The sequence below is a fragment of the Sphingomonas faeni genome, assembly GCF_040407565.1.
Taxonomy (GTDB): Bacteria; Pseudomonadota; Alphaproteobacteria; order Sphingomonadales; family Sphingomonadaceae; genus Sphingomonas; species Sphingomonas faeni_F.
In genome coordinates, this window is the sequence record NZ_JAPZPR010000007.1 from 219,232 (window position 1) to 230,742 (window position 11,511).

Below are 11,511 nucleotides of genomic sequence, written 5' to 3' on the forward strand. Positions count from 1 at the left end.
AGCACGCAGAAGGGGGCAACGGCCCGTGCGGTGGGACGTGGCCATCCTCCTTCTGCTTGCCGTCACGGTCGTCCACGCGGCGCAGTTGCTAGCGGCTCCGTTCGAGCAGCGCATCGGCACCGTCACGGTCTATGCCGATCAACGGATCGATCAACGGATTGCCAGCGAGCGCATGCACGCCGACGGTTTGCGGCGTGTCAGTCCGATCTACACCGGTGCGCTCGATCGATTGTTGTTCCTGACGGACGTGGAAGCGACCGCGCCGGCGCTGGTATATTACGATGCTCGCCGACGGGTGGCGGCGGACTTGGGCGCCAAGGGGCGATCGGTCGACGCGTTCTTTGCGGGCGGTTGAATGACGCCGAGCTCGGAACGCACCCCGGCCAGCCCTGTTGGTAATACGACCTTTTCGGAGCACGCTCATAATGCCCAAGACCGCAATCACCCTCGTCGCAGCGTTCGCTCTCGCGACCTCCGCATCGGCCCAGACCAGCGCACGGGAATCGGCGTCGACGCAAAATGGTCTTGGCGGCCTGGGTGGACTTGGTGGGCTTGGCGGCCTGCTGGGTGGCGCATTGCCGAGCGTCGGATCGATCGGCGCCGGTAACGCCGCCGGCCTGCTCGGCTATTGCCTGAAGAACAATCTGCTCGGGCAGGGTGGTGCGCTTGGCGCGCTGACCGGTGGGCGGAACGCGCTGCGAGCGGGCAGCACCACGAGAGCTCCGGCGACTGGCGCGCAATCGATTCTCCAGCGTCTGACCGGACGTCAGGGTGTGCAGACGTCGCCGGGCTATGCCGCGGGACAGGAAGGCGAAGTGCAGGCGCCGAACGGGCAGGCGTTTTCGCTCGACGATCTCGGCGGGCAGGTGAAGACGCGGATGTGCAGCATCGTCCTCAATCGGGCGAAGTCGTTCCTGTAGGGGCAGTTACGGACCAAGGGCGGGGGGCGGCAACACGCGTAGCAGGTCGAGCTGCCTGCATCAGCAGCCCACTCGGTCCCGCTGACGTCCCGTCATCCTGACGAAAGTCAGGATCCAGAGTAACCGAATGCAGCCCTTTGCGACCCTGGATCCTGACTTTCGTCAGGATGACGGCGCAGGCGGGGTGCGCACTTGTGACGCTTCGGCTGCTTCAGCGTTGGCCCTATGCACGTTTGATTGCCTCGTCCTCGACCGTAAAGCGAAACACAGGAAATGACCGGTGGGGAGGGAAAGCGAGCACCCGCTCGCCCGTGCCTGCCAATATCGTCAGCTAGGCGCAGCGAGGGGGCTTTGACGACGCTGGTCATCATTAGCTCGCGCAAGGTCTTAAACGGCCCCTGGGTCGACCACCACCTCCAACCCCACACCGCACAAACGAAAAGAGGCTGCCGGGTCGTCTCCCGACGAACCGACAGCCTCCTGACATGGTCAGCGGCCGGAGAGCTCCAGCCCGGAGGACCATGCGTACCGCCTATCCTATGACACACGCGTTGACTGGGAGAGGATACTCCCCACGCATGTCGGCGGCGTTAGCGGTGCGTCCCCCGAACGAACCGAACCGAACTCACTGCTGAACCATGAGACATCGGATCACCTCCTTTCGCTTGTTGAAACAACGCGGCCAAGCCTGACCGCAACGCCAATGTGTGCCGACCGCGGCTGCGATACAAGCCTTGTTTTACGGAAGTTTTCGGTCAATCCTGTGCGACTGTCGGTTCGTCGAAATCAGCCGCGGCAATCCTCGGTGACGCGCTCGATCTCGGCCCAGGCGGGCACCACCAGTGGCGGCAGTCCGGCTTGCTGGACGACGAACCGCCCACGACTGAACCCCATCGCCTCCAGCAACGAATCGTTCGGCATCAGCGCAGCCGCGACATAGGGCGGCGTGCCTCCGGTCGGTTGTACGGACACGGCGCGCGTCACGCTCGACGTGCGGATCGTCAGCGGCGTCGGCGTACTGCCTGCGCGCGACAGATAGACCTGGCGCGCCGCGGTGTCGCAGCGCACCGTCAGCGAGGCGTCGGCATTGGCTGGCCCGAACAAGGCGATCGAGCCGCGCGCATCGCGGCGATAGACCCAAGTCCCCGGCGAATACGGCCAGTCGCGCCAGTCGGCAGCAATCGGTGCCGGACGCGGCTCCGGGGCGGGGGCCGGGGCAACGGTGCGCGGCGGGGGTGGCGCTTCGGCCCGCGGTGGCGGCACGCAGCCCGCGATCGACGCGAGCGTCGCCAGACCGGCAAGCCGCGTGAGGACGAGAGGGCGGGCAAGCGATCGCAAGCCGACGAGGTGAGGGGACGGAGTGCGCATCGCATCGCTATGCGGCACGCCCGGCGGTCGCTCAAGTACGACGAAGCGCACCGGCCGGGAACCGCCGCACGGTGATACCGGTTCAACGACGGAAGAAATCAGGAGAACGTCCATGTCCGATACCGCCGCCCAGACGCCCACCCAGCTGCTCGTCCAGTCGAACATCTCCGGCACGATGAAGGTCGAGAGCCGCGACGGCGACAATGTCGGTTCGGTCCACGCGTTCATGGTCCACAAGGGCACCGGCCGCGTCACCCACGCCGTCCTCAGCCTCGGCGGCTTCCTCGGCATGGGCAAGAGCTTCTACCCGCTGCCGTTCGCGCTCCTCCAGTTCGACGCGGTCCGCGATCTCTACGTCGTCACGATCGACAAGCGCGTCCTCGAAGGCGGCCCGAGCTGGGCGAACAACGCGCCGGTGTTCGACCAGGCCTATGCCGACCGTGTCGCAAGCTATTACGGGTCGACCAGCGAAGACCTCGTCGTCGGCTAAGCCGCGCGGGCGATGGCGTAAGGGTCGGGACGATATGCGGGGACTGGTATTTCAAGACCATTATCCCGCGCCGTCTCGATCCATCCAGCCATCGCCATCCGGACCTCGGCAACCGCCTCCTCGGGCGTATCGCCGAAGGCCGAACATGCCTTCAGATCCGGTATGTCGGCGACCCAGCACTCGTCGTTCGGGTACCAAAAGACATTAATGTGATAATGGGGCTGCATCATCGGTCCAGACTCAGCTGATATTTCGCACATATAGCGACAAACTGGCTGATCTGGTAGCTCTTCGCGTCCTTGCCGCGTGGTTGCACGCTGACAGGAAAAGGCACGGCCTCGTGCTTATACAGATGATGGCTCCCCGTGGTCCGATCGAGAACAAAGCCAAAAGCCTCGATCAACCGTTGAAAATCACGAAAAGAAATCGAAGCGCGAGGGTTTGCAAGTATCCAGGCGTAAAGCTTGGCGATCTGGGTCATCTGTCTCTCCATCTCGGCAAAGCCATGGAGCAACCTAGACGAGGCATTGAGCGCCGTACGTTAAATTGTCGTACTTCGATTTACCGCGACCGCGAGCCCCCCATCCGCATCTTCTGGCTCTTGCCGTAGCGTGTCTTTCGCGTGCCGGGCTTGCCCTCGTTCGAGCGTCCCATGACCGGCGCCTTCTGCTGATCCACCGGCAGCCCCAACTCCTCGTTCTCCAACTGACGGATCTCGTCGCGCAATCGCCCGGCGGTCTCGAACTCGAGATCGCTCGCGGCCTTGCGCATCTGCTTCTCGAGATCCTCGATATACGCGCGCAGGTTGTGGCCGACCATGTGCGGGCGGTCTTCGTCGATCGGGATCGTCACCTGATCCTGGCTCGCGACGTGTGCGATGATGTCGCCGATGTTGCGGCGGATCGTCGTCGGGGTGATGCCGTGTTCGGTATTGTACGCGACCTGTTTCTCGCGACGGCGCGACGTCTCGTTCATCGCGCGCTCCATCGATCCGGTGACGCGGTCGGCGTACAGGATCACGCGGCCGTCGACGTTGCGCGCGGCGCGACCGATCGTCTGGATCAGCGACGTTTCCGAGCGCAGGAAGCCCTCCTTGTCCGCGTCGAGGATCGCGACCAGCCCGCATTCGGGTATATCGAGCCCCTCACGCAGCAGGTTGATGCCGATCAGGACGTCGTACACGCCCAGACGGAGATCTCTGATAAGTTCGATGCGTTCCAGCGTCTCGACGTCGCTGTGCATGTAGCGGACTTTGATGCCCGCCTCGTGCATATATTCGGTCAGATCCTCCGCCATCCGCTTGGTCAGCGTGGTGACCAGCGTGCGATAGCCAAGCGCCGTGGTCTTGCCGACCTCAACGATCAGGTCCTGGACCTGCTCCTCGACCGGCTTGATCTCGACCGGTGGATCGATCAGCCCGGTCGGGCGGATGACCTGTTCGGCGAACACGCCGCCGGTCTGCTCCATCTCCCAACTGCCGGGGGTCGCCGAGACATAGGTCGTCGGCGGGCGCATCGCATCCCATTCGTTGAAACGCAGCGGCCGGTTGTCGATCGCGCTCGGCAGGCGGAAGCCGTACTCCGCGAGCGTCAGTTTGCGACGATGATCGCCGCGCGACATACCGTTGATCTGACCGATCGTGACGTGGCTCTCATCGACGAACAGTAAAGCGTTGTCGGGGAGATATTCGAACAGCGTGGGCGGCGGCTCGCCCGGCATGCGGCCGGTGAGGAAGCGGCTGTAATTCTCGATCCCGGCGCAGGAGCCAGTCGCGGCGATCATCTCGAGATCGAAGTTCGTCCGCTGTTCAAGCCGCTGCGCCTCCAGTAGCTTGCCCTCCAGCACCAGCTCCTTCAGCCGCTCGGCCAGCTCGTGCTTGATCGCCTCGCCCGCCTGTTTGAGCGTCGGGCCGGGCGTCACGTAATGCGAGTTCGCGTACACGCGCACCGAGTTCAGCGACGCGACCTTCTTGCCAGTCAGCGGATCGAACTCGATGATCTCCTCGATATCGTCGCCGAAGAACGAGATGCGCCACGCGCTGTCCTCGTAATGCGACGGGAAGATCTCGAGCGTATCGCCCTTCACGCGGAAATTGCCGCGCTGGAACGCCGCGTCGTTGCGCTTGTACTGGAGCGCGACGAGTTTGCGCACGATCTCGCGCTGGTCGACCGTCGTGCCCTTCTTCAGGTCGAAGATCATCGCCGAATAGGTCTCGACCGAGCCGATGCCGTACAGGCACGACACCGACGCGACGATGATCACGTCGTCGCGTTCGAGCAGCGCGCGCGTCGCCGAATGCCGCATCCGATCGATCGACTCGTTGGTCGACGATTCCTTCTCGATGTACGTGTCGGAGCGCGCGACATACGCCTCGGGCTGGTAATAATCGTAATAGCTGACGAAATATTCGACCGCATTGTCGGGGAAGAACGATTTCATCTCGCCATACAGCTGCGCGGCCAGGATCTTGTTTGGCGCAAGGATCAGCGCGGGCCGCTGGACGCGGTTGATGACGCTGGCCATCGTGAAGGTCTTGCCCGAGCCGGTGACGCCGAGTAGCACCTGATCCTTCTCGCCGTCGCCGATCGCGGAGACGAGTTCGGCGATCGCGGTGGGCTGGTCGCCCGCGGGTTCGTACTCGCTGACGAGGTTGAACCGCTTGCCGCCCTCGACCTTGTCGGGGCGCGCGGTCGGGCGGTGCGGGACGAAGCTTTCGCCGGTTTCGGGCTCGGCGAGGCTGGTGCGGATCTGAATGGCCATCGAGGGGGAATATGGGGAACATGGCCTGAGTCGGCAACGGCCAGTGATCACCGTAATAGCCATCTCCGTTCTCCTGCGAACGCAGGAGCCTAGGGTTACTGAGGGACGCCGCGCGTTACCCTGGGCTCCTGCGTTCGCAGGAGAACGGGGAGATGCGAGGCGGTGGTTTGTGGCAGGCCAAGTTTAGCTGTTGTTGACCCGTCCGGCTCACGCCCATAATGCGACCGTTTCGCAAGCCATCGATCCGCCAGCGCCCGCGCGCAGGCCAAGGAATAGACGCATGACCGCCCCGACCGTCGAAGCAACCCGCGCGCCCGCGCTGATCCCCGAGACCCCCGCGTTCCTCAACGCCAAGGTGCTGTGGGTGCGTCACTGGAACGAACATCTGTTCAGCTTCGCGATCGAGCGCCCGTCGACCTTCCGCTTCCGCTCGGGCGAGTTCGTGATGATCGGTCTTCCGCAGGAAGGCGGCAAGCCGATCATGCGCGCCTATTCGATCGCGTCCCCGCATTATTCGGAGGAGCTGGAGTTCCTGTCGATCAAGGTCGAGGACGGCCCGCTGACCTCGAAGCTCCAGCTGATCCAGCCCGGCGACGAGGTGTATCTCGGCAAGAAGCCGACGGGCACTTTGGTGCTCGACGCGCTGCTGCCGGGGAAGCGCCTGTTCATGTTCTCGACCGGTACCGGCCTCGCGCCGTTCCTCAGCCTGATGCGCGATCCCGACGTCTATGCGGCGTATGAGCAGGTGATCGTCGTGCACAGCGTGCGGCGCGTGAGCGATCTCGCCTATCACGATGAGATGGTCGGGCTGCTGGCAGAGGATCCGCTGATCGCCGACGAAGCGCAGACGCAGTTCCACTACATCCCGACCGTGACGCGCGAGCCGTTCCGCACCACGCGACGGATCGGCGCGCTGATCGAGGACGCGTCGCTGTTCGGCCATCCGGTCCGCGGCGAGCAGAAGCTCAACCCCGAAACCGATCGCGCGATGCTGTGCGGCTCGACCGAGATGATCAAGGAGTTCGCGGTGATGCTCGAGGCGCAGGGCTTCGAGGAGGGCGCGAATTCGAAGCCGGGTACGTTCGTGATCGAGCGCGCTTTCGTCGGTTAATCCACGATCGCAACGCTAGCTGTTCCCCCGCGCACGCGGGGGCCCAGGGACTCGTCTGCGCCGAACTCCGGGAGGGTGCGGGCCTGGACCCCCGCGTTCGCGGGGGAACGGTAAAGGCGGATTGTCTCCGCCGCCGAACCCGTTGATAGGCCTCTCCACCAAACAGGAGAGACCCATGATCGGTTACGCGACGCTCGGCACCAACGACATCGACGCCGCACTGGCGTTCTACGATGCGCTGTTCGCGACGGTTGGCGGCAAGCGCCTTATGCAGATGCCCGACGCACGCCAACTGACCTTCTACGGCGCGGGCCCCGACAAGCCGATGCTCGTGATCGGCAAGCCCTATGACGGTGCGGCCGCAACCGCGGGCAACGGTACGATGGTCGCGCTGGCGGCTGATTCGCGCGAGCAGGTCGACCAAGTCTACGCCAAGGCGATCGAACTGGGTGCAGCGGACGAAGGCGCTGCCGGCACGCGTGGACCCGAAGAAATGGGCTTCTACGGCGCCTATTTCCGCGATCCGGACGGCAACAAGCTCTGTGTCTTCAAGATGGGGTGAGGTGCGGGCGCGAGTGAGCATCACCGCGCCGGCAACTGCGGCGGTATCGTATCATCTCAGGCACTACCGACTTAAATACCACCCCGGCGAAGGCCGGGGCCCAATTGGAAAGGTGGCAGTAACGAGGCGCTGTCTACCCTTAGCAGCCTTCCCCAATTGGGCCCCGGCCTTCGCCGGGGTGGTCGGATGGGGGGCCGGCGTTTCTTCTTTCTCTCCTTGTTCTCCCGCGAAGGCGGGAGCCCAGTCTGGGTCCCCGCCTTCGCGGGCAAACAGGTTTACTCGGTCGAAGGGGATAGCCACCGAACTTCTCCGGGGTGCCGAACAATTTAGCGCAACGCGCGAACCTGCCGCGTATCGAGACACTTGAGCAACGCCGCCCGAGCCATCGGCGTTACCGTCACCGGCTTTACATACCGCGCAACCTCCACCGGCCGCCCGATCGCAACCGGCTCGAATCCCGTCTGCCCCGTGCACCGCATCGCCGCCGCCAGCAGCTTTGGCGGCGTATCATACCCCTCGAAGGACAGCCGGAACGTCCCCCAGTGGATCGGGATCGCGTGCGCTGCGCCCAGCCGGCGATAGACCTCGACCGCATCGACCGGCCCGATATGGCTCCCCGATTCCATCTGCCCGTCGACGAACCGGAACGCGCCGATCGGGATCAGCGCCAGCCGGATCGGCCCCAGCGCCGCCGCCTCGACCGGCCACTGGCCGTCGCCCATCCCGGTATCGCCCGCAAAGAACACGTTCCCGCCCGGCAGCGTCACGACGAAGCTCGACCACAGCGCGCGATTGCGATCGGTGAACCAGCGGCTGCCCCAATGATGGTTGCGCGTCACGACGACATCGACGCCCGGCTTGATCGCCACCCGCTGCCCCCAGTCGAGCGCAGTCGCCTGCGCCCCGGTCTGGCCTATCACGCTGTCGTTGCCCAAGCTCGTGACGATGCGCGGCCGATCGCGATCCCACAGCCGCTTCAGCGTCGCCTTGTCGAGATGGTCGTAGTGATTGTGGCTGACCAGTACGAGGTCGATCCTGGGAAGCGCATCGAACGCGATCCCCGGCTCGGCGACACGACTAGGGCCCGTGCCGAGCGGCCCCGCCTTCTCCGCCCAGACCGGGTCGGTGAGGATGTTGAGCCCCTGCGTCTGAATCAGCACGCTGGCATGACCGACCCAGGTCACGACCATCCGCTCGCCCTCGACGCGGGCGGGTGGTGCGACCCGGTTCACCGCGACCGACTTGGGCCACGCAGGCCGCCCATCGCTGCCGGTGAAATAGTGCCAGAAGAAACTCGCGCGACCACCGCTGGCCGGCTGGATCTGCTGCGTGTCGGCGTCGTTGTCGGGATTGGCGAAGTGCGCACCATCGAAATGGCCGCTCGCCGGTCCGCGGTAGTAGATGCGGTCGAGGAAGCGCGGGACGATCGTCACCGCTAGCGCGACGACCACGACCGCCAGCAGCACGACGCCCCCGACGATCTTCAACACGAGACGCACGCCATTCCCCTATCCGTTGCCGATCCGTAACGCATCGTGTCGAGCATCGTTCAGACCGCTTGGCGCAGGCCCGCAACCCCGATAGCCTCGCGCCAAAGGGGATTCGCAAAATGCGTAAGGTTATCATCGGGCTATTGCTCGCAACCGCCGTTCCAGCCGTCGCCAGCGCAAAGACGGTTGCGGTCGAGGAACAGTCGATCGATCAGCTCCAGGCGGCGATGACGTCCGGCAAGGCGAGCAGCGTCGACCTCGTCCGCGCCTATCTCGCGCGGATCGCCGCGATGGACCGCAAGGGGCCGACTTTACGCGCCGTCATCGCGCTCAACCCCGACGCGCTGGCGCAGGCCAAGGCGCTCGACGCCGAGCGCAAGGCCGGGCGCATTCGTGGTCCGCTCCACGGCGTGCCGGTGCTGATCAAGGACAATGTCGAGACCGCCGACGCGATGCCGACCACTGCGGGCAGCCTCGCGCTGAAGGACAATCTCACGCGTCGCGACGCACCCGTGGTCGCGCAACTCCGCGCGGCGGGGGCGGTGATCCTCGGGAAGACCAACCTCAGCGAATGGGCGAACATCCGCTCGACTCGGTCGATGAGCGGGTGGAGTGCGGTCGGCGGCTTGGTCAAGAATCCCTACGCGCTCGACCGGACCGCGTGCGGATCGTCGAGCGGCTCGGGCGCGGCGATCGCGGCGAGCTTCGCGGCGGCGGCGATCGGCACGGAAACCGATGGCTCGGTGGTGTGTCCGTCGTCGCTTAACGGGCTGGTCGGGTTGAAGCCGACGTTGGGCCTCGTGAGCCGCACGCATGTCGTGCCGATCAGCCACAGCCAGGATACGCCGGGGCCGATGGCGCGCAGCGTCCGCGATGTCGCGACGCTGTTCTCGGCGATGATCGCGGCCGATCCTGCTGATGCCGCGACCGCGGGGGCAGGGGCTTACAAGCGCGACTATGCGGCGGGGCTGTCGACCAGCGCGCTGTCGGGTCTGCGCATCGGCGTGATCCGGCCTGAGATGACCGCGGACCTTGCAGCGAAATACCAGGCCTCGCTTGATGTGCTGAAGGCTGCGGGCGCGGTGCTGGTCGAGGTGAAGCAGCCCAAGCTGGACGGGCTCGGCGAGGCGGAACTGCTCGTGCTCCAGACCGAGCTGAAGGCCGATCTCGACACGTATCTGGCGACGACGCCGGGCGCGGTTCGCACGCGGACGCTCGATCAGGTGATCGCGTTCAACACGGCCAACGCAGGCACGGAAATGCCGTTCTTCGCGCAGGAGACGTTCGAGGCTGCGGCGAAGACTAAGGGGTTGAACGATCCGGCGTACAAGGCAGCGCGCGCCAAATCGCTGCGGCTGGCGGGCGCGGAGGGGATCGACGCAATGCTCAAGGCGGCGGGCGCGACAGTGCTGGTCGAGCCGACCTATGGTCCGGCGTGGCTCAGCGAACCGGTGTACGGCGATCAATACGGTGGCCCGAGTTCGAGCGAACTGCCGGCGGTGGCGGGCTATCCGAACCTGACCGTGCCGATGGGGCTGGTTCGTGGCCTGCCGGTCGGGCTGTCGTTCATCGCGACGAAGTATGCAGACGCGGCGGTCCTGAGCGCGGGCTATGCGTATGAGCAGCGGGCGAAGGCGCGGGTCGCGCCGCGGTATCTTCCAACTGCAGAGGTTGGTCCTGGCCTAGAAGGAGCCCGCTAACCGAACGATCCTCCCCCGCAAGGGGGAGGTGGCGCCGAAGGCGACGGAGGGGGAGGACACGGAACGGCGGTTTCCCTTTCCTCCCCCTCCGTCTGGCAAGTGCCAGCCACCTCCCCCTGGCGGGGGAGGATTGTGGGTTCAGAGCGCCCGCTTCGCGAAATTCCACTGCCAGAGCATCAGCAGCGGCACGACCACCGTCTCCATGACCAGTCCCAGCACGTGGCCCTGCGACGGCACGCCCACCGCCAGTAACGAAATCCCGCGCGACACTCCCCCGACGAAGATCAGCCCGCCGAGCAGCCGGAACCGCGGTCCCTTGCGCTCGATAGCCGGAATGCAGCTCACGAAGCCCAACCCGGTCGCGAAGAAGATCCCCGAGATATACCGGAAATGGCTGTCCAGATCGCGCGGCACCTCGGCGAGATGACCGAACGGTGCGGGGCCGTGCAGCACGCCCTGGCCGCCGACGATCAGCGGCAACAGGCACGCGACCGCGACCACCGCCTGCAGTACGCGTTTCTCGATCATGGCAGGTCCCTCAGCAATTCCGGCCGGATCCGGAAGGCCCGCAACGACATCCGGACCTCGAAAATGAACGACACCAGCGCGGCGATCAGCAGGATCATCGCGAGAATGAAGCAGAGCGCGACCGCCGTGCCGAAATGCAGCTTGGCGAGTTCGGCGATGAACAGCAGCGCGATCAGCACGCAGGTCATGATCGCGCTCGACACCGCCAGGAACAGCGCCGCGTTGATGATCGTCATTCGCCGGTCGAGCAACCGCAGCTCCCAGCCGTAGCGGGTCCGATCGGCGGCCGAGAAATTGGGGTGCAACTGCTCCAGTTTGCGCGCGCGGTCGATCACCCGCGACAGCCGCCCGGCCAGCACGTTGAGCAACTGGCCGATGCCCGCGAGCATGAACACGGGCGCAAGCGAGAGCTGTATCGTCTGAGCGATCGTCGAAATGGCGGGAATCGTCGGCATCGGGTCACCATGGTGCGAAACGACGACGATAACCAGATGACGGCGCGGGATCATTGCGCCCTATCGCGATGCTGCGGAATGGTCCGATTGTCGTGTCGTTTCATCGAAACAACACGCGCTGGTAACG

13 protein-coding genes are annotated in these 11,511 nt (G+C 65.1%); 6 read left to right on the forward strand and 7 right to left on the reverse strand.

Annotated elements, in window-relative coordinates; translation table 11 throughout:
* Nucleotides 1-37 precede the first annotated feature (37 nt).
* Nucleotides 38-355, forward strand: a complete 318-nt coding sequence (locus tag O6Y00_RS15845; protein WP_353443554.1) for a hypothetical protein — start codon at nt 38-40, stop codon at nt 353-355.
* A 70-nt stretch (nt 356-425) separates the two neighbouring features.
* Nucleotides 426-920: a DUF2501 domain-containing protein gene (locus O6Y00_RS15850; protein ID WP_353443555.1), complete on the forward strand. Its 495-nt coding sequence runs from the start codon at nt 426-428 to the stop codon at nt 918-920.
* Nucleotides 921-1,706: 786 nt separating this feature from the next.
* Here the strand turns inward: O6Y00_RS15850 and O6Y00_RS15855 are convergent.
* A complete protein-coding gene (locus O6Y00_RS15855) occupies nt 1,707-2,339 on the reverse strand; it encodes a hypothetical protein (protein ID WP_353443556.1) in 633 nt (210 codons plus the stop codon).
* Between the two features lie 61 nt (nt 2,340-2,400).
* On the opposite strand from O6Y00_RS15855, the gene O6Y00_RS15860 reads away from it, so the two are divergent.
* Nucleotides 2,401-2,778, forward strand: coding sequence for a PRC-barrel domain-containing protein (locus tag O6Y00_RS15860; protein WP_353443557.1), 378 nt, complete (start codon nt 2,401-2,403; stop codon nt 2,776-2,778).
* On the opposite strand, the gene O6Y00_RS15865 is transcribed toward O6Y00_RS15860, so the two are convergent.
* From O6Y00_RS15865 to uvrB, 3 genes are all read right to left on the reverse strand, one after another.
* Nucleotides 2,775-3,008, reverse strand: a complete 234-nt coding sequence (locus O6Y00_RS15865) for a type II toxin-antitoxin system HicB family antitoxin (RefSeq protein WP_353443558.1) — start codon at nt 3,006-3,008, stop codon at nt 2,775-2,777. The genes O6Y00_RS15860 and O6Y00_RS15865 overlap by 4 nt on opposite strands.
* On the reverse strand, nt 3,005-3,259 hold the full coding sequence (locus O6Y00_RS15870; protein WP_353443559.1) for a type II toxin-antitoxin system HicA family toxin: 255 nt from the start codon (nt 3,257-3,259) through the stop codon (nt 3,005-3,007). Before O6Y00_RS15870 ends, O6Y00_RS15865 begins: the two co-directional genes overlap by 4 nt.
* 80 nt (nt 3,260-3,339) lie before the next feature.
* The gene (uvrB, locus tag O6Y00_RS15875; protein WP_056065553.1) at nt 3,340-5,538 is read right to left on the reverse strand and encodes an excinuclease ABC subunit UvrB; all 2,199 of its coding nucleotides are present in this window, start codon (nt 5,536-5,538) and stop codon (nt 3,340-3,342) included.
* Between the two features lie 280 nt (nt 5,539-5,818).
* Between uvrB and O6Y00_RS15880 the strand changes: the two genes are divergently transcribed.
* Together O6Y00_RS15880 and O6Y00_RS15885 are read left to right on the forward strand one after the other, a co-directional pair.
* Nucleotides 5,819-6,649, forward strand: a complete 831-nt coding sequence (locus O6Y00_RS15880) for a ferredoxin--NADP reductase (protein ID WP_056065556.1) — start codon at nt 5,819-5,821, stop codon at nt 6,647-6,649.
* Nucleotides 6,650-6,824: 175 nt separating this feature from the next.
* Nucleotides 6,825-7,211 (forward strand): VOC family protein, encoded by a 387-nt coding sequence (locus O6Y00_RS15885; RefSeq protein ID WP_353443560.1) that lies wholly within the window; start codon nt 6,825-6,827, stop codon nt 7,209-7,211.
* Nucleotides 7,212-7,537: 326 nt separating this feature from the next.
* Here the strand turns inward: O6Y00_RS15885 and O6Y00_RS15890 are convergent, their stop codons facing one another.
* Complete coding sequence (locus tag O6Y00_RS15890) at nt 7,538-8,701, reverse strand: MBL fold metallo-hydrolase (RefSeq protein WP_353443664.1); 1,164 nt, start codon at nt 8,699-8,701, stop codon at nt 7,538-7,540.
* A gap of 119 nt (nt 8,702-8,820) precedes the next feature.
* On the opposite strand from O6Y00_RS15890, the gene O6Y00_RS15895 reads away from it, so the two are divergent.
* Complete coding sequence (locus tag O6Y00_RS15895) at nt 8,821-10,401, forward strand: amidase (RefSeq protein WP_353443561.1); 1,581 nt, start codon at nt 8,821-8,823, stop codon at nt 10,399-10,401.
* A gap of 138 nt (nt 10,402-10,539) precedes the next feature.
* Here the strand turns inward: O6Y00_RS15895 and O6Y00_RS15900 are convergent, their stop codons facing one another.
* Both O6Y00_RS15900 and O6Y00_RS15905 read right to left on the reverse strand, forming a co-directional pair.
* Nucleotides 10,540-10,929: a DUF4345 domain-containing protein gene (locus O6Y00_RS15900; protein WP_353443562.1), complete on the reverse strand. Its 390-nt coding sequence runs from the start codon at nt 10,927-10,929 to the stop codon at nt 10,540-10,542.
* Nucleotides 10,926-11,384, reverse strand: coding sequence for a DUF2721 domain-containing protein (locus O6Y00_RS15905; RefSeq protein WP_353443563.1), 459 nt, complete (start codon nt 11,382-11,384; stop codon nt 10,926-10,928). The genes O6Y00_RS15900 and O6Y00_RS15905 overlap by 4 nt, the downstream gene beginning before the upstream one ends.
* Nucleotides 11,385-11,511: the final 127 nt, after the last annotated feature.